Source organism: Synechococcus sp. UW106 (assembly GCF_900474015.1).
Classification (GTDB): domain Bacteria; phylum Cyanobacteriota; class Cyanobacteriia; order PCC-6307; family Cyanobiaceae; genus Parasynechococcus.
The window spans coordinates 22,447-43,347 of the sequence record NZ_UCNV01000012.1; the positions used below are offsets into that span (position 1 = coordinate 22,447).

Below are 20,901 nucleotides of genomic sequence, written 5' to 3' on the forward strand. Positions count from 1 at the left end.
AGCTGCGGCTGAGGCTACGGCCTGTTCGGTTGCGTTTATTTCGCTTCCATCCAGTTCGCGCCGACGCCGGTCTCCACCACCAAGGGCACAGTCAGCTCGACGGCCTGTTCCATGGTCTTCACCACCAGCTCTCGGAGGGCCTTCAAGGCATCCGGTGCGACTTCGAGCACCAGTTCGTCGTGCACCTGCAGCAGCAGTTGGGCCGGCAGCCCCTGACGCTGCAGGGCTGCTTGCAGCTGCACCATCGCCACTTTGATGATGTCGGCACTCGATCCCTGAATCGGAGCATTGGCCGCGGCCCGGAGTTGCTGCGCCTCCATGCCTCCGCGGCGGGCTACATCCAGATCGATCTCCAAGGGATCCTTGCCCAGCAGTCTGCCCAAACCATTGCGGTCAAAATGGAACGGGCGCCGGCGGCCAAGGATGGTTTCCACGTAGCCGCGGCTCAGGGCAAGACGTTCCTGCAGCTCCAGGAAGGCGAACACCTTCGGGTAGCGCTGCTTGTATTTGGCCAGGAAATCCTTGGCTTCGCTCTGGTTGACGCCGGTTTCCCGCGCGAAGCGCTGGGCCCCCATGCCATAGATCACGCCGAAGTTAATGGTCTTGCCGAGGCGGCGTTCATCCGGGCTGACCTCGTCTTTATCCAACAGCAGCCTGGCGGTCAGCTCGTGCACGTCATCGCCGTTGCGGTAGGCCTCCTGCAGCACCTCTTCGTCCGAGAGGTGCGTGAGAATGCGTAGCTCGATCTGGGAGTAGTCAGCACTGAGCAGGGTCCAACCTTCCTGAGGCAGGAAGGCCTTGCGGATGCGCCGGCTGTACTCGGTGCGGACTGGGATGTTCTGCAGGTTGGGGTTGCTGCTGCTCAGCCGGCCCGTCGCCGTCACCGCCTGGTTGAAATCGGTGTGGACACGCCCTGTTTCCGCCTCCACCAATTGGGGCAGGGCATCGATGTACGTGCTCTTGAGCTTGCTGAGCACCCGGTGCTCCAGCACCAGCGGCACCACGGGGTGGTCATTGCCGAGTTTCTCCAGGACGGTGGCATCGGTGCTGAAGCCGGTCTTGGTTCGGCGGGATTTCTTGCGATCCAGCCCCAGGGTGTCGAACAGCAGTTCCCCCAGCTGCTTGGGTGAGGCCAGGTTGAACTCAACGCCGGCGGCTTCTTTGGCTTCGGATTCCAACCGCTGCAGGGTGGTTCCCATTTCCTCCGAGAGGCCCTGGAGGTAGGGCACATCGATCCGGATTCCGGTGGACTCCATGAGGGCCAGCACCGGTTCCAGGGGCTGCTCCACCTGTTCGAGCAGCGGCAGCAGCTGGGGACCCATTCCCTCCAGCTGACTGTGAAGCAGCAGTGCCAGACGGCGGGTGACGTGAACGTCCATGCCGCAGTACAGGCTGGCGGGCTCCAGAGGGACATCGGCGAAGGTTTGTTTTTTGCCCACCAGATCCGTGAAGGAGGTGGGCTGGAAGCCAAATTCCCGCTCCGCCATCAGCTCCAGGCCATGTTTGGCTGCTGCATCCCGTAAGTAATCCGCCAGCAGCGTGTCGATCACAACACCCTCCAGGGCAACGCCGTGTCGCAGCAGGATCAAGCGGTCGTATTTGGCGTTTTGAAGGGTTTTGGGGTGGGTGTTGCTGGCCAGCCAAGGAGCGAGGGCGGTGAGCACGGTTTCCAGCGCCAGCTGCTCAGGGCTGCTGTCTTCGGTGCCCTTGTGCCCCAGCGGGATGTAGGCCAGCGCGTCCAGGGCCTCGTCCCAGCAAATGCCGATGCCCACCAGCTCAGCCCGAAAGGGGTTGAGGTCGGTGGTCTCCGTGTCGAGGGCGACAGGCTGGGTGCTGTCGGTGCAGGCCATCAGCCTCTGCACAAGTGCATCCAGGGCTGTTTCGGTTTGGATCAGCTGGGGTTTCAGGGCGGGCAGCCCCACCTCCTCGTCTGTCGCCTGTTCGGCCGCGGCATCGGCACTCGGCTGTTCTGAGGGGGCTGGGCGGGTGGTCTTGGCAGCAGCGGCCTCCGCGTTGGCCCTGTAACCACCTTCTGAAAAGGCCGCCACAAAGCTCCCCACCTGGCGCAGCAGGCTGTTGAGCTCGAGGTCTTCCAGGCAACTCCTCAGGCCGTCGGCATCCACCGAAGACAACGGCAAGCTTGGTTCCTTGGGGAGGGGAACATCCACAAGAATCTCGGCCAGCTTGCGCGAGAGATAGGCGTTGTCATGGTCTGAGCGCAGTTTTCCCTTGAGTGCTCCCTTGATGGCTCCCCGACTGGCTTTCGGCCCCTCCGCTTCCACTTGCTCGAGGGTGGCGTAGACCGCGTCGAGATCGCTGTTCTCCTTGAGCAGGTTGATCGCCGTTTTCGGGCCCACACCGCGCACGCCGGGGATGTTGTCGGAGCTGTCACCGGTCAGGGCCTTGAGATCCACCACCTTGTCGGGCATCACGCCGAGCTTGCCGAGCACCCCCTCTTCACGAATCAGCATTGGGCCACTGCTTTTGGCGTAGGGGCCTCCGCCCATGTACAGCACCGCGATGTCGCGGCTGTCATCCACCAGCTGAAACAGGTCGCGGTCCCCAGACAGGATCCGAACGCCCCAGCCCGTGTCGGCTGCTCGGTTTGCCAGGGTTCCCAGAACATCGTCAGCTTCGAAGCCCGGTGCGATGCAGAGGGGGAGCTGCAGGTGCGTTTCCAGGATCTGCTGCAACTGCTCAAGGTCCTGGAAGAACACCTCAGGTGCCACATCCCGATGGGCCTTGTAGTTGGCGTCTGCCTTGTGGCGAAAGGTGGGCTCGGCCGTATCGAAGGCGATCGCGACGCCTTCAGGCTTCAGGGATTTGCTGTTGTCTAAAAGGGCTTTGAGAAAGCCATAGGTCACGCTGGTCGGCCTGCCGTCTTTGGTCGCTAGGCCACCCTCACCCCCCTTGCTGAAGGCGTAAAAGCTGCGGAATGCCAGGGAGTGGCCATCCACAAGCAGCAGAAGGGGCTTGGCGGTGGCCTCAGGCATGACGGTGTTGAAAAGTTGGTGGATTAATCGCGGCGATCAGCCCATGGAGGCAGATCGATGAACACGCGGGTTCCTGACTCAAGACCGTTCAGGATCGCAGTCTGGTCGCCGCTGCTGTTGCCCAGTTCCACCGGCTGGAAACGTGGTTTCTGGTTGTCATCCACCAGCAAAACGCCCGGTTTGCCCTGCTCCGTCACGATTGCCACGGTGGGCACCAGGAGTTTCGGTGCACTGCGCCCTGTTTGAAAGTTGATGTCGGCAGTCATGCCGATCAGCAGTTTTTTGGGCGGATTCACGAAGTTCAGCTTCACTTCGAAGGAGGTGACGTTGTCTTCTTTCTCAGCGCGGGGGGCAATTTCACTCACCCGTGCGGAGAAGCGTTCATCGGGGAAGGCGTCAACGCGGATCTCGGCGTTCTGGCCAGTCACGATGCGTCCGATATCGCTTTCCGGAACGCGGGCGCTGACTTCCAATCCCTGCGACAGCTCAACAATCGACGCGCTGGTGGCACCTGCGGTTGCCGAGGCGGCGGTGGTGGGGGTTACAAACGATCCAGGTTCGGTGTAGCGCGCGGTGATGGTGCCGGCGAAGGGCGCGCGGATTCTCTGCTCACGGCTCTCCTGTTCCAATTGCTCTAGACGTTCTCGAGCTGCAGTCAGGCCCGCCTGGCGGGCCAGCATCTCGAAGCGCACGTCGCTGAAGTCGTCAGCGCTGATGACGCCACTGGCATACAGCTGGCTTCGACGGTCGAAATCCTCTTTTTTGGTCTGGAAGTTGGCTTCCGCCTGGCGCAGCAGAGCTTGCCTCTCTTGCAATCGATCCTCGAGATCCGCTTGATCCATCACCGCCAGCACCTGGCCTTCTTCCACAGCATCGCCTTCATCCACCAGCAGTTCATCGAGCACCCCCTGCTTGCGCGGACTCACGTTCACCTTCCGCTGGGCCTGCAGTTCGCCGCTGGCGGTAATGACCCCTGAGAGAACGCCCCGCTCAGCGGTGGTGGTGAACGGCGTCAAGTCCCGCTGACGGTTGCTCCAGGGACCGAACCGCAGCAGGACCCCCCCACCGCAGAGGGCCAGCACCAGCAGCCCAACGATCGCTGCTTGGGGTCGCCTGGATCGCGCTTGCGTGACCGACGCAAGCTCTGCCTCAGGAGATTGGGACGCAGGGGAGCGCAAGGACTGCAGCATGGGCCCACAAAACTTCACAACAGTCTCGCCGTTGGCCGGTAGATTCCGCCGATGCTCAAAGCCGGAATTGTTGGATTGCCCAATGTGGGCAAGTCCACCTTGTTCAACGCATTAGTGGCCAACGCCCAAGCGCAGGCTGCCAATTTTCCGTTCTGCACGATCGAGCCCAATGTGGGCAGCGTGGCAGTCCCCGATGAGCGGCTGGATCGGCTGACCGAACTCAGCAAGAGTCAGAACACCATCCCGACCCGAATGGAGTTCGTGGATATTGCTGGATTGGTGAAAGGTGCCAGTCAGGGCGAAGGTCTGGGCAACAAGTTTCTGGCCAATATTCGTGAGGTGGATGCGATCGTTCACGTGATCCGTTGTTTCGAGGACGATGACGTCATTCACGTCTCGGGGTCTGTGGGACCTTCCAGAGATGCGGAGGTGATCAACCTGGAGCTGGGGCTGTCTGACCTTGCCCAGATCGAGAAGCGACGGGAGCGACTGAAGAAACAGATGCGCACCAGCAAAGAGGCACAGCTGGAGGATGCTTCGTTGGGGCGGATTCAGGCTGTGCTTGAGAACGGTGGCGCGGCACGCAGTGTCGAGCTGGCAGATGAGGAGGCTGCCTTGATCAAGCCCTTGGGGCTGTTAACGGCCAAACCAATTATCTACGCCACCAATGTGAGCGAGGAGGATCTTGCCGATGGCAATGCCTTCTGCACCGAGGTGAATGAGCTAGCGGCCAAAGAAGGAGCCGAAACGGTGCGGATTTCAGCCCAGGTGGAAGCTGAGCTGGTCGAACTGGGTGACGACGAGCGCGCCGATTACCTCGAAGGTTTGGGGGTGACTGAAGGGGGTCTGCAAAGTCTGATCCGCGCCACCTATCGCTTGCTGGGTTTGCGCACCTACTTCACCACCGGTGAAAAGGAAACCCGGGCCTGGACGTTCAAGGCTGGGATGACCGCACCGCAAACCGCTGGGGTCATCCACACCGACTTTGAGCGAGGCTTCATCCGAGCTCAGACGATCGGTTGGGAGAAGCTCTTGGAAGCTGGATCACTGGCAGAAGCACGCAACAAGGGTTGGCTGCGTAGTGAAGGAAAGGAGTATGTGGTGGACGAAGGTGATGTAATGGAATTCTTGTTCAACGTCTAATCAAGATCTGATTTGGATTTCATGAATGTCAGAGCAGAAAATATGTGCGTGAAATTGGATTAATTTCAAGGCTTTGATGGCAATATGTTTTGCGATTTTAATGTGCTGGCAATTTGTTGATCATAAGAATAGCTTCTTGATGGTAAAAGCATCTTCGGAATTGTTTAGCGGTTCGGAAGGATTAGATCGATCAATCGTTTCGGGGGTGAAGATTTTTTAGCGGATTGTTGTCGCATGATGCGGCCAAGCAATCGTTGCGCAGAAGCATGCATGCGCATTTCAGTTTCTATGGATCCTGGGGTATAAACAGATCGTCTGCGATGTTCGGCTTTGTTGGATTTGGAGAAAGCTTCGTCCCAGCTGCAGTTCCATGCTGCTTGGGCGAATTTCGCGTTATTTTTCTCGAAATGTCGCGTCACTTTTTTGGTCAGTTTGCGTGAGTATCCCCAGAAAGATGGATCGCGCCAAAGCTGTCGTTGCTCCTCTTTGAGAATGATCTGAGAGGAATTTTCAATCACTTTTGGGGAGATATTACGCTCCTTAAGGAGTTGGCTTAGTAACCTGGCCAGCCAAACGCCTCTGGTTCCTGGGCTGCGGTTGTAGTGGCGCTGGGGACAGGGTTTCCATGACAGTTCCGTTGAGAGGTTGATCGCGAAAATGAACTGCTCAAAAGGATCCAGGTCCCCTTGGCGGAACGGAAGAAAACTCACCTTTAGGCCCTTGTCTCTCGCTTTGAGTAAGGGCTGGAAATAGCTCCAGAAATCAAACACATCCTGGCGGCGTTCGATTTTGCCTCGCTTGGTTTTCTCGTTCTTGAGCCTTCCCTTTAAGGCATCGTCAACAAACTGCTCAAAGGTTTGGTGGTGGTAAAACCGCCGCAGTGAATAGATGTATCGCGAGTTGATGTAGTCGAGCTGGCTGCGGATGAAAATCACAATGTGAAGCTCATAGCCTGCTTCATCCGCCATCGCCTCCAGTTGCCGGATGCAGTCGGGATCGGTGAGGGGGACGGCGAATTGCTCCGCACTGAGAAGGCGATGCGATCCCTTCAGTTGTTGCTTGAAGAAAGCCTTCCAGCGTCTGCTCCTCTGTTTGCACAGCTCAGCTGCGAGTTTTTTCGGTTTGGGCTTGCAGTCCACTGGGTCCTGCAGGCTCACGCCTTGGCTCTTTAGGAGATCACGATTGCGGTGCAGCCGTTCTTGGATGTACGTCGAGGCTGTTTTGTGTGTGCCGGCATGCACGATCAGCTGAGGCCGTTGGATCCCTCGGGGCTGACTGCCCGCGCCTGATTTTTTTTCCGTCATGGCTGATCTCAATCCTTCGATTGCCCGATGGGTGGCCTGCGACCTTCGCTTGCGTTCATTCTCGCCTCGCTAATGCACGATCAGAGGCGGTGGCCTTTGCTACCGAAGATTGCCTGGACTGCCTGCCACGGCATCAATGCGCTGTTGCTTTTTCCCAGGTAGGTGCGCATCAGCATTGATTGCTGTCGCTCGATACCGCGGTTTCAGGTTGCGAAGGGTCGGCACCACGACAATGCAGGCTCCTCCCATCAACAACCAGAGCACGAGGCCGTTGCTCTGAAGATCCAATAAGGCTCCTCCAGCGAGGGGCGCCACGATGGCGCTGATGGCGAAGCACTGGGAAAACAGTGCCATGGCCAAACCCCTGTGTTCCGGTGGAGTCTCTTCAATGACCGCTTCTGTGGCGGTGGGAAGGAACGCTGCCTGGGCGAACGCCATCGGCAGCAGAGCTGCCAGCACGAGTGCTGTTCCGCTTTCAAAAAGGGACGAAAGCGCGATTAAACCGCAGCCAACACTGAATCCCGCAAGGCTCAGGCCCAGGCCGAAGGCAACGCTGCGCTCCGCCAGCCAACGACCCACCGGCCACTGCAGGCTCACCAGCAGGGTCAGCTGCAGAGCGATGAGGGCACTGCTATGGCTTTCGCTCAGGGCCGGTCTCAAGAGCCCCCCGCGCACTAAATCCAGGGGAAGTGCACTCTGCTGAAGGGCAAGGATTCCTGTCGCCACCACGCTGATCACCAGCACCGGCAACAGGGGAAGCAACCAGGGCAGACGGGAGGTTGGTAGTTGATCTCCAGGTTCTGGGCTGTTACAGCTGAGGACGCGATACGGCGGGCCATCTTGGAGCGGATAAAGGCTGATCAGCACCAGGACGGCTCCCATGCACACCGCCTCAACGCTGTACACCGTCCGCAGGGTGCCCAGGGTTGCGGCAGCGGTTCCGATCAACGTTCCGATGCCGATGCCGAGAGCATCGGCGCTGCGCACCAGGGCGTACCCCTTGCCTGAAGGCATGCTTCCGCAACTCAAGGGAACGGCCAATTCGATCGCAGGCCAATACAAACCAGCTGCACAACCGAGAAGAAGTTGTCCAACGAGGTAGCTGTTGTAGTTGTCGGCCTGCAGCAAGATCAGATCCGCCGCAATCGCCAACAGCGTTGTGCCCCTGACTGGCCACGAGCAACGGATGCCTCGATCGAGCAGTGCACCGCTCAGAAGACGCACCACTGTTCCAATCAGGGCTGAGACGGCCAGCCCACTGCCAACCTCACGCGCAGAGAAATCGATCGCATGAAAGATCAGTGGTGTCATAAACATCACTCCACCTGCACCGATGGAGGCCAGGAACCTCAGTCGGGTGACATTTCTCAGAGGTGATGGAAACTGGTTCCACCACCGCAGAGGGTCAGGCGTTGCTGCGCGGACGCTTAACAGGACGATGCATCGCGATGGGCTTGCTGGGCAGTCTGCTGCTCAGCACGGGCGGATCGTGGCCTGTTCGCTCCACAGAGCACGTGGAGGTCCAGATCGATGGCGTGGTTTTACCTGTTTCCGTTGAGGAACTCGGTGCCTTTGTGCGGTCACCAGAGGGTGATCCATCGCAGTTCTCCCGATCGGAGCTGTCCACCTGGATGCGTCTTCTCGCTCCAGAAAGTAAAGAAGGGCTGATTCGTCTGCTGAAGGCTCCGGTTCTCTCCCGGCGCAGCCTCGGGCGTCAGATGCTCAGCAGCTGGGGAGCCGGTCCACTTCTGGATGCGCTGGGGGAATTGATTCGGGTGGAAGACGGAGGGCGTATTAACAGTTCGTTGGTTCTTTCCACGCTCGAACTGCTGCTTGAACAGCAGGAGACCGTTTCGACATTGGATGTGCTGGAGGCTTTGCCAACCCAGCAGCTTCGTCTGGATCTCGATGCGCTCGTGGGTGCCGCCAATCGCTGGAAGCTGGAACTGAAGCGACATCACAGGCTGATGAACTCGCTTGGCCTGGAAGAAGCGCGTTTGCAGCCTCTCCCCCCAGGTGAGCGTTCCCCTTTGTCAGACGGGTCCCGTCCGTCAACGCTGTCTGTCGGCCATCGTCAGCGTCCATTGCAACTGGAACGCTGGATCCCCCAGTCGCCCCGTGACGATCGGACCTGGGTCTTAATCATGCCCGGCCTTGGAGGCGATCCCAATCACTTCTACTGGCTCGCTCGCTCGCTGATGAAGGCGGGCTGGCCTGTGGCGTTGCTTGAGCATCCCGGCAGTGATGCCACTGCCGTTCAGGCTTTGCTCGAGGGGCGTCAGTCGTTTGACGGCGCTGAGGTGCTCCAGCAGCGGCTGGCTGATCTTGAGGCGGTGCTGGATGCGCAACGACAGGGCGACTTGAACATCCCCGGAGACGAGGTCGTGCTGATAGGGCACTCCCTTGGAGCTTTAACAGCGCTGCTGGCCAGTGGGGCGGCAGTGGTGCCTGGGATGGATCAGCGCTGTGAAGGGGCGTTGGCTGGCTTACCCCTCACCAACCTCTCGGAATTGCTCCAGTGCGAACTTGCTGCAGGGCGAGTGCTTGAAGGCAATGCGATGCTTCCGCTCCCTCGGGCGGTGGTGGGGCTCAACAGCTTTGGTGGTTTGATCTGGCCCCACAGCTCCAGCCAGGCGTTGTCACTTCCCGTGCTTCTGGTCGGTGGCACTCTCGATCTGATTACCCCTGCTTTGGATGAGCAGGTGGCTCTCATGGTCGGACTGTCGCAGCATCCCGCCAGCAGAGTTGTTGTTGTTGAGGGGGCCAGTCACTTTTCGCCGATTCGTGTGGATGGCCAGGAGTCGGCCTCGCAAGCAGACGATGTCTTTCGCCTAGGTGAGGAGCTGGTGGGGGTCAATCCCCTCAGAGTGCAACGGGTGATTGCCTTTGAAGTCATCGGCTTCCTCAATTCCCTCAGCGCCGGGCCATCCCGCCAGGACTCTCTTCACCTCAAGGATTCCACGTCAATGACGCGTTGGCATCGCTTGGAGCGTCGGCGGGCTTTGGACCTGATCGGTCAGTAACGCACGCGCGGATCGAGGGCAGCCACCAGCAAGTCAACGGCAACACTCACCAGCACCACCAAGGCGGCGATCACCACCACGATCCCTTGAACGACGGGGTAGTCCCTTTGGTTAATGGCTTCCTGCAGGCGTAGGGCGATGCCTGGCCAGGAAAAGGTGACTTCAATCAGCAGGGCTCCACCGATCAGTGAAGCCACGGTGATGCCCGCGATGGTGAGCACTGGTAGCAAGGCATTTGGGAGCCCGTGGCGCAGGATGACCTGACGCTCACTCAGGCCACGGCTGCGCGCCGCTTCCACGTAGTCGCCGCGCAGGGTGCGTCGCAGGTTCAGACGCAATGCTGTTGTGAAGGTTCCGCTGAGAAGCAGTGCCAGGGTTCCTGCGGGCAGGATCAAGTGACGCACGGTGCCCCGGAAGGCTGCCCAGTTGCTCTGCAGCGCGCTGTCAAGAAGGAAAAAGCCGCTTCCATCAGGGGGAAGAAGACTGGGTGGGAATCTCCCGCCCACCGGCAGCCACCCCAAGCTGACGGCGAACACCAATTGCACCAGCATGGCGACCCAAAAGGGCGGCAGTGCATAGGTGCCCAGTCCGTAAAGGCGGCCGCCAAGATCAAGGGTTCCTTCCGGTCTGGCGATGCCGCTGAAGCCAACGCTCAGCCCGACCACAGCGGCCATCACCAGTGCGATGACGCTCAGCTCCAGGCTGGCGGGCAAAGTTTTGCCGATGATCGTCCGCACTGGCTCCTGGTTGATCAGGGCCTGTCCCAGGTCTCCATGGAGTAAACCGTTGAGATAGGTGAGGTACTGATCCAGCAACGACTGATCCAGTCCCAGCCGAGCCCGCATGGCAGCTTTGGCGGCAGCTGGTGCCCGGCTGCCGAGGACCGCATCCACCGGATCCCCAGGGGCGACGCGCAGCAGCAGGAACACCAGGCTGGCGATCAGCCACAACATCAGAGGCGCCAGAGCGAGGCGGGTGGCGCTGTAGCGGGCTAGGTCTCGGGCACGTCCCATTAGTTGTTTGTCGTTCCTTCGAATCGGCGCTCCAGTTCAGCGAGCATCAACTGACCACTGCCATCAAATTTTGGAGGGCTGAGGTTCAGTTGGGCCCAGGCTCGAGGTGAATCCAGCCAGACGGGGATGTAAGCGGCACCGTTGGCCGAGAGATGTTCCACGCGATCCAGGGCGTTCCGACGTGCTTCGCCAACCAGCGTGTCGGTTTCTAGAAGAGTGGTCTGCAGACCCGGTGCACTCCAGAAGCTGCCGCTGATCGCTGCTTCACCATCGACACAGTGGTCGCCCCTCACCGATGTGCAGCTCAATAGCGGCGTCAGATACGCCTCAGGGTCGGGGTAGCTGCCACGCCAATCCAGCATCACGGCTTTGAAGGCACCCTCCCCCAGTTGGCGGTAGATGGTTGTGGACTCAACTCCATCAAGCTCCAACACCAGGCAGTCGGGGAGGTCACGTTGCACCTGGGCCTGCCAGGTGAGGGCTAGCAGTTTGTCGGCGGGCACATTGGAGCGGAAGGTGAGCGGAAAGCGCAGGGGGCGGCCGTTGCAGTAGCCAGCAGCCCGGAGCAGTTCGCGGGCCTGGTTGGGGTTGTGTTTCGGCCATGAGGCCAGGGCTCCGCCTGGAAGACTGGGGGGCACGAGCGCCCGCAGCGGACGGCGGAGGCCGTAGCTCACCCGCTCACTGATCTCAGTTCGGTTGAGACTGACGGCCAGGGCACGTCTCAGGTTGGGGTCCTGGAATGGATCCTGATTGCTAAGCAAGGTGATGTAGCCGATCTCCATCGCCGGGCCAACAGACTCGTGCAGGTCTCCCGCGATGGCCTGTTGATGCAGGGTATGGCGTTGGTCTTCGTCGATGGAGGCGGAGAGCAGCAGATCCACCTCGCCACTGCGCAGAGCCCCATACAGCGCCGTGGAGTTGCTCAGCGTGATCAGATCCAGCCCGTTGTTTCGTGGTGCCTCACCCCAGTACTGGGCAAAGGGTTCCAGCCTTTGCTGATGTTCGCTGAAGCGGGTCAGCTTGTAGGGGCCTGTTCCAACAAAGCGATCGTGTAGAAACCGGTCCTGGTGACTGCTGTAGGCCTTCGGTGAAATGGGGGTGAGGTTGATGGACGTCAGTAACCCACGCAGTGAAGTGGATGGGCGACTGAGGTGTAGACGCAAGGTATGAGCGTCCGCTTCCTCCACCGATGCGATGCGATCGCCCACCACGTAGCTGAGGGTTCCAATGTTGAGGAAGCGCCGCAGGCTGAAGGCCATGGCTGCGGCGTTAAACGGCGTTCCATCGTGGAAGCGCACATCGGTGCGCAGTGGAATCGTGACGGTGCGACCGCCATCACTCAGGACTGGAGCCGATGCCGCAAGGCGTGGCTCCAGGGATCCATCACGCTTGAGGCGGTAAAGCGGATCCCCCAGGGCGCTGATCAGTTGCGTGGCACTGAGGGTGCTGGCCTGAGCTGGATCTAGAGAACTGATTCGTCCTGCTGATGCCACCGTGATGCGGGTGGTCGGGGGTGGTGCTTGACACCCCATCTGAGCGAGGGCCAGAACGAGCCCTATGAGCACCCAACCGCACGTCCGTGTCGTGGGGCGATCGGTGCGCTTCAAAGGGCCTCGGGCATCAACTGGTCGGCCTATTCAACAGCGAGTTAGCCGACCTGGCGAATCCGCTCCATGGAGATTTCGAACACCGGTGAACCCTCGCTTCTTTGAAGAGGCCAGCGGCGCACCCAGCACCGATCGTGATCGCCATCGACGCCGATGACCTGATACGTGTTGTCATCACTGTCCAGGTTGACGCAATCCCCTTGATGCACAGTCATCGGGTTGATCCCCTCCTGCAGAGAGCAGCCTTGACCCGGGACCGAACAGATGAGGTTCTGCATGAACCGTTTCGTGCACAAATCCGTGGATCCGGACCTGTGCTGTGAAAGTTCTTGACATTCTGGCGTATGCCCGGACCCATCCGCCAGTTCTGTTGGTCTCCCTAGAGGCAGCCGAGGTGAGCGGCCAGGCCTAAAACCTCAGGGAGGGCCTGGATCGCTTCGAGAGCCTCATCCATCTGGCGTTGACTCACTTCATGGGTGATCACAACGATCTCGGCTCCGGCGTCACTCGCATTGAATTGCACGATCGACTGGATGGAGACTTTGCGTTGGCCGAAGCAGCCGCCGACATTGCCGATGACTCCCGGTGCATCTTTTGTCTTAAAACGCACGTAATGGCGTTGGCGAATGTCGCCTGACTCGACTAGGGCGCAGGGCCGCCAGCTCCCCGCAGCCAGTAGGGGGTCTACCTTGCCGGGGCCGTCGCTGGCCTGGCGAATTCCGGCGATGTTGAGAATGTCGGCAACCACCGCGGAAGCCGTCGGGCCGGCCCCCGCTCCAGGGCCGTAGAACATCACCCGGCCGATTGGATCACCTTCCACAAGGATGGCGTTGTTCACACCGTTGACGCCCGCTAGAGGGTGGTCCTTAGGAACGAGTGTCGGCTGCACGCGCAGAGAGAGCGGCAGCGGATCGCCACTTGCCGCCATGCGCTCAGCCACAGCCAGCAGCTTCACGCCATAGCCCAGCTGGTTGGCGTAATCCACATCCACACCCTGAAGGCCACTGATTCCTTCGGTGGGAACCGCGGCGCGCTCCACACTGCCGCCGAACGCAAGGGTGGCCAGGATCGCGATCTTGTCGGCTGCATCGAGGCCATCCACATCCGCTGCCGGGTCGGCTTCGGCATACCCGAGGTCTTGGGCATCCTTGAGCACCGCGTCGTAGGCGGCTCCCTCCTCAGCCATCCGGGTGAGGATGTAGTTGGTTGTGCCATTGATGATGCCGCTGACGCGGTTGATGCGGTTACCACCAAGGGACTGCTTCAGCGGCTCAATGATGGGAATCCCCCCGCCGACGGCGGCTTCGATCAGCACGTACACCCCGGCGGCTGCAGCGGCTTCAGCGATTTCCTGGCCGTGGCGTGCGATCACGGCCTTGTTGGCGGTCACCACGGATTTGCCTGCTGCGATTGACTGAAGGATCAGGCTGCGGGCTGGTTCCAGGCCACCGATAACCTCCACCACAACGTCCACCGCCGGGTCCTGAATCACCGCCGATGGATCGGTGGTGAGCAGGCTCTCGTCCAAGACCACGGGGCGGGGCCGGCTCAGATCGCGGACGGCAACCCGGATCAGCTCAAGTTCATTGACCAGCGGGTGGCGTTCTCCTGGACTCTGGAGGATCGAAGCCACTCCACCGCCAACCGTGCCCAGCCCCAGGAGACCCACGCCGACCTTTGCTGCCATTCCCTGATCCGTGTTGCAACGATTTTGAGCGACTCTATGTATTGGCGTGATTTCGCCTCAGTTCTCCAACTGCCTGGCCTGTTCCTGCATGGCCAGAAGGATGTTGAGGAAGCCATTGGCGCGCGAAGGCGTCAGGCTCGCTTGTAAGCCTGTTGCAGCAATAAAGGCTGGGTCCACCGCCTGAACCTCGGCCGGGGTCAGCCCATCCAGACCCTGGATCAACAAGGCCAGAAGCCCCTTGGTGATCAGAGCATCGGAGTCTCCCCGCCAGCGCATCACCCCGTCATCCAGGGCGCCCCGTACAAAAACCTGAGACACACACCCTTTCACTTTGATCTCTTCGGTTTGCTCTTCTGCCGGCAGAGGAGCAAGCTTTTTTGCCAGCCAGAGCACGTATTCGTAGCGGCGTTTGGGATCGGCAGTGCCGCCCAATCGCTCCACCATCCGGTCGAGGGCATCACTGCCAGTGCTAGTGGCCATGGCGGGCTCAGTCGTTTCGACGTCGCACGCTAACCAGCAGCCCCACCAACACCAGGCTGAAGGGGAACACGACCACCTCGTTCAGATTCACGGCGCCATCGTGAACCGGGAGCTCCAGGTAGTCGCGGTGGCCCGGACCACCGTCCACCTGAAGATCGACGGTGCCGTTGACCACCGTGCTGAGATCGAGGCTGAGGCGTCCGTCTGCATCGGTGCGGCCCAGTTCTTGCCCCGGGGTGCCATCGGCATTGAGCAATCGCACAACGGCTCCTTGGGTGGGTTCCCCGTTGGAAAAGTTGCTGCTCAGTTGCAGATCACCATCGAGATAGTTCAGAGCGCTTTCGATCTGATGGGCTTTGGCGGGAGCTAGAACCGTGCCTTGAAGAACCGCGCTGAGTAGGACCAGTGGAGTCAGCAGACGCAGCATGGAAGGGCGATCAATGGAGCCCATGATGCGGTGAGTCAGGTCGGCCGACCAGCACCCTGCTCCGTGATCCATCCTGTAAAAGGAAGATCCCAGGGATCTCGGGGCAGCAGCTCGGTCGCCATGCAGGCCGAGGGCAGCACCACCCAGGCTGGTGTGGTGGCCCAGGCGGGATCCGCCCTGAGACGGTCGTAGTAACCACCGCCGTAGCCCAGGCGGATTCCATCGCGGTCAATCGCTAGCGCCGGCACCAGCAGCAGCGCCAATTGATCGGGCCGAAGAGCCTCTCCCTCGGCGGGCGCAGGAATGCCGCAGCCATCCGGTTGAAGAGGTTCTTGGGTCCAGCTTCGATAGATGAGTCCTCCTTCGCCATCGGCAACCGGCAAGGCCAGCGGCGGATGGAGAACATCACGCAACGGACGTAAATCCGCCTCACCCGGTAGGGGCCAGTAGATCCCCACATATCCGTTGCCACAGATTGACCTGCCGACCAGGTTCACCACCGCTTCCTGGATGGCGCGGGTGGCAACCTCTCCCAATTGGCGCTGCTCTCTGAAGTGATGGCGCAGCATCTGCTTTGCGCTCATCGCTGTAGCCACGCTGTCAGAGCGACCGCCAAGGCATCGGCCGCATCATCCGGCCTTGGTGGTTCATTCAGATTCAACTCCCTCATCACCGCCTCCAGGACTTCGTCTTTCTCGGCATGCCCAAAACCCGACACGGCGAGTTTGATCTGCATGGGAGGGAATTCCACCATCGGGATCTTGAAGCGAGCCAGCGTCATGACCACGACTCCGCGTGCCTGAACCACGTTGATGGTGTTGCTCGATCGGTAGAAGAAAAACTTCTCCACGGCGGCCAGATCCGGTCGCCAGATCCGGATTAGTTGGCGTAGGTCACCAGCGATTTCAACCATTCGGTCACCATCCGAGCGACCCGGGTCGGTCTGGATGATGCCGCAGTCGAGCATGCGCTGGTATCCGTCGCCGATGTCGATCACCCCGTAGCCCACCCGGGCCAGGCCCGGATCGATGCCGAGGATGCGCATGGGCTGATTGTGGTGGGATCAGGCGGCGAGGGCCAGTTCGAAATCAGCGCGATCGCTGCTCTCACTTCGTTCAAACACCTTGCAGAACACTTTGACCACACGGTCGCCGGAATCCACCTGTTCGAGGGGGTCTTTACGTAGACGGTGCCGCAGGCAGCAGGAGGCGACGCGGGCGACATCTTCTTCACTGACTTCGGTGCGCCCCTCGAAGGCGGCCAGGGCCCGGGCGGCTCGGTTGGTGACGATGTCACCCCGCAGGCCATCCACATCCAGCTCACCGCAGACGGCGGAAATGCGCAGGCGCAGATCGTCGTCGATGGTTACCTGGTCCAGGCGCTGCTGGGCTTCCACCACGCGTTGCTGAAGGGCATTCTGATTTCCCTCCACAGCTGTGCTGAAGCCATCGGGATCACTGTCAAAGGCGGTGCGTTGGTCCACCACCTGAACCCGCAGCTCTGGATCGCGCACGGTGCGCACCTCAACGCTCATCCCGAAGCGATCGAGCAGTTGGGGACGTAGCTCGCCTTCCTCCGGGTTACCCGAGCCGATCAAGACAAAACGAGCGGGGTGGCGTACGGACACCCCTTCACGTTCCACGGTGTTCCAGCCGGAGGCGGCCGAATCGAGCAGCACGTCGACAAGGTGATCGTCGAGCAGGTTCACCTCATCCACGTAGAGGAGGCCACGGTTGGCCTTGGCCAGCAAACCAGGCTCAAAGGCGCGAACACCTTCGCTCAGGGCTTTTTCGATGTCGATGGTGCCGCAAAGACGGTCTTCCGTCGCACCCAGAGGGAGGTCCACCATTGGCACCTGCCGCGGCTCGGTGCTCAGGGTTTCCCCCTGTTGCATTCGCTCGCTCACCTCACTGCTCTGGAGGTCGGGATCGGTGGACGAACTGTTGTAGGGGTCACCAGCCACCACCTCGATGTCGGGCAGCAGATCCGCTAAAGCTCGGATCGTGGTGGATTTACCGGTTCCGCGGTCCCCCATGATCATTACGCCACCGATGCGTGGGTCGATCACGTTGAGAAGCAGGGCCAGCTTCATCTCCTCCTGACCGATCACTGCAGTGAAGGGGAAGACCCTGCGCTTCCGGGGTGCAGTCACGAGCAAATCTGTTGGCGTGCTCAGGATTGTTTCACAGGCTGCACAGTGAGGACCTGCGGCGGTGTGGCATCAGCGGGATAGATCAAGCGAACGCGCACTTGCTTGCCTTCCCCTGGTTTGAGCATCACCTGTCCCAGGGACGATCCCTGCTGACCCTGGCGCAACACAAGATGCTGCGTTTGGCGTCCCTGGGGAACACCCTCTGGATCCTCTAGACCCATGGTCTGGATGGGCCCCCGGAACATGACCGGTCCGTTGAGGTCATCGCGGAAGCGCAGGAAGGAGGTTTGGCTGTTGCCTTTGAGGGGTGAATCCAGAGACAGTTGCAGCTTCACAGGGGCTGAACTGGTGTTCTTCAGGGGCAGGGTGAGGTCGTATTCCACCCCGTAGTTCCCATGGGCAGCCCAGGCTGTTCCGGGATAAAACCTCTCGAGCTCAGCGGTTTGAACCTGGTTGGTGGCGAGGGTTCCGCGTTCCAAACTGCTGATCGGCCATGAAATGGGTGCCTTAGGTGCGGCCAGAACAGTGCTCCCTGGGTCGGTTAAGCGCGCCCGCCAGCTGCTTCCGATCTGAACACCGCTCACCCGTGAATAAATGATCTTGCCTTTCCTGCCCCGTGGGGTTGGTTGATGCTCCTTGCTGCTCAAGCGTCGGCTTTTCAGCAGCTGAAGCCAGTGCTGATCGTTCGGAGCCTGTCCATCGTTTCCATGGGCAGCCAGGGTGGCTATCGCCACGGGGGCGGAGCTGTGGAACCGCAGTTGCACATTGCGACCATTCAGCAGTGGGTCGAGACCTGCCACTGGAATGGGCAACAGCATCAGCCGTGTGGGTGAGCCTGGAGGAAGAGTCCAGCGACGCCTGGAGACTTCCGGTGCGCTTCGACTTGCCAACAGATCTCCGGCGACGCGGCTGCCAGGTCCAGCGGCCACAACCTCGGTGGTCTCCTGCATCAGGCTCGGCAAAGGGAGGAAGGGAGCTTGGGTTTGGCCTGGTTCCGTCGCTTGAGATAGTGAGGTGCTTCCCGAGAGCAGCTGCAGGGTCACCGGAGCGTCTCCCAGGGGAGCCGCCAGAACCGCCAGCCATAGAGTCGACTTTGGACTGCCTTCCGCATCACCGGCATAGACGTGGTGGCTGAACAGGTCAAAGCGGCCGTTCAGCACAACGGGAACGGACGCTGCATCCCCATCTGGAAATGTTGAAATCAGGATGCCGTCGTTCTGAATGAGCTCGGGGTTGTTGTCGTTCACCATCAACACGCTGTCGAGGGCTCCCGGTAAGGGGCGAACGCTTTGCTGACGCTCAATCACCTCTGCAGAGACGGGCATCGCCGCAATACTCACCCAAGCGGCGGAGAACAGAGCGGCGAGCTTCATGGTTTTGGAGGGGCAGGGTTGGGTTTCAGATGCGGTGCCATGGCAGCGGATAGCTGACGAATCAGTTCCGTGGATCTGGGGTCGTTGAAGGGGCCTTTCACCAGAAATCCCGCCACAGCGCGTCTGCCGTCCGGCAGTTCGATCAGACCGGCATCGGCGTAGGCAAGTCCGATGTCACCGGTTTTGTTGTAGACGCGGTATCCCTTGCGGGCCAGGCTGTCGTCGGGTGCACCCTGAGCACCCCCCAGGCCGCGCATCAAGCCCGTGGGTAGAAGGGTGTTGGTTACTGAGGTCCCCATCACCTCGCGAAATAGATCCCGGCTTCGGGGACCCAGTACCTCGCCGCTATCCACCAAAGCGATGGCACGGCTTAGATCCCGTGCACTTGTGGTGTTGGTTCCATCGAGATCCGGCAGCCAGTTGTTCACAACGGTTGCTGGGAGGTCCAGCGCCTGAAAGCGGGCATTGATCTGCTCCATTCCCCCCGCCCTGGCAATCATCAGATTGGTGGCGGAGTTGTCGCTGACCCGGATCATTTCTGTGGCGACCTCATAGGTGGGAAAGCGGCTGCCCAGCGGACGGGAGGCCATCCATCCGGCGCCTCCACCCACCAGCTCTTGGCTCAGCGTGAGGGGCTCGTTCCACTGAAGCGTTCCTTGGTCCAGCAGTTCCAGCACTGCCAGAAGGATCGGTGTCTTGATTGAACTGGCGGCTGGCATGGGGCGCTCCGCCTGCATGGCTGCAAAGCGACCGTCGTCCAGGATGAGCATGTAGGCGCTTGCCTGCAGATCGGTCTGTTGGTTGGCCAGTTCCACCCAGCGCTGGGATAAGTCCTTGATTTCCTGCTTTGGGGCAAATCGTGCCTGCTTGAGGACGTTCGCTGCTATCGGCGCAAGCTTCTCGTCCTTAGAGGCCTCCTCAGTGGTTTGGGGCTCAACGGCTTCACCGAGCAGCGTTGTGATCACCGCTTGATCGGCCAGCCAGCTGGGCAGTGGAATCTCCTGCTGCTGCACGCGCGGTGCCAGGAGCCGGAGGCCCGTGCCTGTGAGCAGTCCCAGGCCGACTCCCATCAAGACAAGACGCAGTATGAGCCAAGCCGGCCCTCCCCAGCCTGCGGAGCGACGTGAAGAACGACCGTTGGTCAACCTTTCAGCCGTGACTATGCGGCAGAGATTAGGGGCGCTCGGTGCGGATGGCCCAGCGCAGTTGGCGCACCATGCCCCGCAGGAGAGCCACTTCCTCGGCGCGCGCCGTCGCGCGTTGCAGCAGATCCTGCACTTTGGCCATGCGCGCTGAGGCGGTGTGCTCCAACAGAAAACCAGCCTCCAGCAGGAGGTCTGTTGCATCATCCAGCAACGCTGACAGCGCTTTTGCGGCTGCCGGGTCAGGTGATGGGGGGGCGATGCTGCGAGCTTCTGTTTCGGCACTGTTGAGACGGGCTAACTCATGCAGAACCACAGCCACGGCATGGGACAGATTCAGGGAGGGATAGGCCTCACCGCTCTGTAAACACAGAACTTTCTGGCAGAGCCTCAACTCACTGTTGCTAAGGCCGCGGTCCTCCCTCCCGAACACGAGGGCCACGGGCGCCTTTGCCCTGGATGCGCTGCCATCGCTGGCCAACAGCCATCCAAGGGCCTGTTCAGGATCTTGTAGAGGAATCTCGCCGTGGTCCAGACGTCCGCAACTGCCTACGGCGCGTCGGCAGTCGTTGATGGCTGTGAGCAAGTCAGGAAACACGGCTGCGGCGTCAAGCAGCGATTGCCCGTGAACAGCCATTTGCACGGCCTGCTTGCAGAGATGGTCACAGCGGGGGGCCACGAGCCGCAGTTCGCTCACACCGAAATTGGCGCAGAGCCTGGCCACGCTTCCAATGTTCAGAGGGCCGGCAGGCTCGACCAACACAACGACGGCATTCAAGGCATCGGCTCAGCTGAGTGTGTGCAGGTAGGCCAGTAGGTCCGCCATCGATTGCGGTTCCATCTCAAAACTCGGCATGGGTGGTGTTTCGCCGCTGATGATCTGGTGAACCAAGGCTGGGTCCTTCACGTTGTTGCTGACGCCCTGCAGAGAAGGTCCGACCAGTCCTTGGCCGGCAAGACCGTGACAGCCCGCGCAATTGATGCGGAACAGCTGGCCGCCGTGGTCAACTGCACCCTGCAGTTCAAGGCTGGCCTTGATGTAGGGATCTCGCTGGGCACTCCCAAGAACCCAGAGCACCAGTACGACGCAAGCGGTCGCGGCCGAGACCACAAGAGCGGCGATCAGGCCGCGGCCTCGATCGGCCGAATCAGCATCAGCTGATTCGGCCGCAATTCGTGACGGCTGGACCACAGAGCTTGAGTTCCAATGAGAGAATTCTGCTCAATTCTGATTGTTGACGCGACACGATGATCGAACCTCTGCTCTGCGGCATCGTTCTTGGTTTGATTCCCGTCACCCTGATGGGTCTGTTTGTGGCAGCTTGGAACCAGTACCGCCGCGGTGGCAGCGCTCTGGGGGGCTGAGC

Annotated in this window: 20 protein-coding genes; 3 read left to right on the top strand and 17 right to left on the bottom strand. The window is 60.6% G+C overall.

Annotated elements, in window-relative coordinates:
- Positions 1-35: 35 nt before the first annotated feature.
- Both polA and DXY30_RS12445 read right to left on the bottom strand, forming a co-directional pair.
- Complete coding sequence (gene polA / locus DXY30_RS12440) at positions 36-2,993, bottom strand: DNA polymerase I (protein WP_115095232.1); 2,958 nt, start codon at positions 2,991-2,993, stop codon at positions 36-38.
- A gap of 23 nt (positions 2,994-3,016) precedes the next feature.
- Positions 3,017-4,183 (bottom strand): efflux RND transporter periplasmic adaptor subunit, encoded by a 1,167-nt coding sequence (locus DXY30_RS12445; RefSeq protein WP_115095233.1) that lies wholly within the window; start codon positions 4,181-4,183, stop codon positions 3,017-3,019.
- Positions 4,184-4,234: 51 nt separating this feature from the next.
- On the opposite strand from DXY30_RS12445, the gene ychF reads away from it, so the two are divergent.
- Positions 4,235-5,326, top strand: coding sequence for a redox-regulated ATPase YchF (gene ychF, locus DXY30_RS12450; RefSeq protein ID WP_115095234.1), 1,092 nt, complete (start codon positions 4,235-4,237; stop codon positions 5,324-5,326).
- 164 nt (positions 5,327-5,490) lie between these two features.
- Here the strand turns inward: ychF and DXY30_RS12455 are convergent, their stop codons facing one another.
- Together DXY30_RS12455 and DXY30_RS12460 are read right to left on the bottom strand one after the other, a co-directional pair.
- The gene (locus DXY30_RS12455) at positions 5,491-6,294 is read right to left on the bottom strand and encodes a hypothetical protein (protein ID WP_137006868.1); all 804 of its coding nucleotides are present in this window, start codon (positions 6,292-6,294) and stop codon (positions 5,491-5,493) included.
- A gap of 435 nt (positions 6,295-6,729) precedes the next feature.
- Positions 6,730-8,001 carry an MFS transporter gene (locus tag DXY30_RS12460; RefSeq protein WP_256359560.1) on the bottom strand — a complete coding sequence of 424 codons (1,272 nt, stop codon included), beginning with the start codon at positions 7,999-8,001 and terminating at the stop codon, positions 6,730-6,732.
- Positions 8,002-8,006: 5 nt separating this feature from the next.
- Here DXY30_RS12460 and DXY30_RS12465 point away from each other — a divergent pair, with 5 nt between their 5' ends.
- Positions 8,007-9,653, top strand: coding sequence for an alpha/beta hydrolase (locus DXY30_RS12465; protein WP_244281408.1), 1,647 nt, complete (start codon positions 8,007-8,009; stop codon positions 9,651-9,653).
- Here the strand turns inward: DXY30_RS12465 and DXY30_RS12470 are convergent.
- The 13 genes from DXY30_RS12470 to DXY30_RS12530 all read right to left on the bottom strand — a co-directional run bounded on the left by DXY30_RS12470 (position 9,647) and on the right by DXY30_RS12530 (position 20,726).
- Positions 9,647-10,666 carry an ABC transporter permease gene (locus DXY30_RS12470; RefSeq protein ID WP_115025325.1) on the bottom strand — a complete coding sequence of 340 codons (1,020 nt, stop codon included), beginning with the start codon at positions 10,664-10,666 and terminating at the stop codon, positions 9,647-9,649. The genes DXY30_RS12465 and DXY30_RS12470 overlap by 7 nt on opposite strands.
- The gene (locus DXY30_RS12475; protein WP_115095237.1) at positions 10,666-12,198 is read right to left on the bottom strand and encodes an ABC transporter substrate-binding protein; all 1,533 of its coding nucleotides are present in this window, start codon (positions 12,196-12,198) and stop codon (positions 10,666-10,668) included. Before DXY30_RS12475 ends, DXY30_RS12470 begins: the two co-directional genes overlap by 1 nt.
- Before the next feature lie 116 nt (positions 12,199-12,314).
- The gene (locus tag DXY30_RS12480; RefSeq protein ID WP_115025397.1) at positions 12,315-12,551 is read right to left on the bottom strand and encodes a hypothetical protein; all 237 of its coding nucleotides are present in this window, start codon (positions 12,549-12,551) and stop codon (positions 12,315-12,317) included.
- Between the two features lie 101 nt (positions 12,552-12,652).
- Positions 12,653-13,960 carry a homoserine dehydrogenase gene (locus DXY30_RS12485; protein WP_115095238.1) on the bottom strand — a complete coding sequence of 436 codons (1,308 nt, stop codon included), beginning with the start codon at positions 13,958-13,960 and terminating at the stop codon, positions 12,653-12,655.
- 57 nt (positions 13,961-14,017) lie between these two features.
- Positions 14,018-14,440: a SufE family protein gene (locus DXY30_RS12490; protein WP_115095239.1), complete on the bottom strand. Its 423-nt coding sequence runs from the start codon at positions 14,438-14,440 to the stop codon at positions 14,018-14,020.
- 7 nt (positions 14,441-14,447) lie between these two features.
- Positions 14,448-14,891 (bottom strand): hypothetical protein, encoded by a 444-nt coding sequence (locus DXY30_RS12495; RefSeq protein ID WP_115095240.1) that lies wholly within the window; start codon positions 14,889-14,891, stop codon positions 14,448-14,450.
- A gap of 11 nt (positions 14,892-14,902) precedes the next feature.
- A complete protein-coding gene (locus DXY30_RS12500; RefSeq protein ID WP_115095241.1) occupies positions 14,903-15,451 on the bottom strand; it encodes a 5-formyltetrahydrofolate cyclo-ligase in 549 nt (182 codons plus the stop codon).
- Positions 15,448-15,912 (bottom strand): crossover junction endodeoxyribonuclease RuvC, encoded by a 465-nt coding sequence (ruvC, locus tag DXY30_RS12505; RefSeq protein ID WP_115095242.1) that lies wholly within the window; start codon positions 15,910-15,912, stop codon positions 15,448-15,450. Before ruvC ends, DXY30_RS12500 begins: the two co-directional genes overlap by 4 nt.
- 18 nt (positions 15,913-15,930) lie before the next feature.
- Entirely contained in the window at positions 15,931-17,019 is a 1,089-nt protein-coding gene (bchI, locus tag DXY30_RS12510; protein WP_115095349.1) for a magnesium chelatase ATPase subunit I, read from the bottom strand.
- 20 nt (positions 17,020-17,039) lie between these two features.
- Positions 17,040-18,392, bottom strand: coding sequence for a DUF3370 domain-containing protein (locus tag DXY30_RS12515; RefSeq protein ID WP_115095243.1), 1,353 nt, complete (start codon positions 18,390-18,392; stop codon positions 17,040-17,042).
- The gene (locus DXY30_RS12520) at positions 18,389-19,537 is read right to left on the bottom strand and encodes a serine hydrolase (protein WP_170951259.1); all 1,149 of its coding nucleotides are present in this window, start codon (positions 19,535-19,537) and stop codon (positions 18,389-18,391) included. The genes DXY30_RS12515 and DXY30_RS12520 overlap by 4 nt, the downstream gene beginning before the upstream one ends.
- 28 nt (positions 19,538-19,565) lie before the next feature.
- A complete protein-coding gene (locus DXY30_RS12525; protein WP_115095245.1) occupies positions 19,566-20,312 on the bottom strand; it encodes an RNA methyltransferase in 747 nt (248 codons plus the stop codon).
- 9 nt (positions 20,313-20,321) lie between these two features.
- A complete protein-coding gene (locus DXY30_RS12530; RefSeq protein ID WP_170951260.1) occupies positions 20,322-20,726 on the bottom strand; it encodes a cytochrome c in 405 nt (134 codons plus the stop codon).
- A gap of 56 nt (positions 20,727-20,782) precedes the next feature.
- Between DXY30_RS12530 and petG the strand changes: the two genes are divergently transcribed.
- A complete protein-coding gene (petG, locus tag DXY30_RS14490; protein WP_071823076.1) occupies positions 20,783-20,899 on the top strand; it encodes a cytochrome b6-f complex subunit V in 117 nt (38 codons plus the stop codon).
- Positions 20,900-20,901 lie beyond the last annotated feature (2 nt).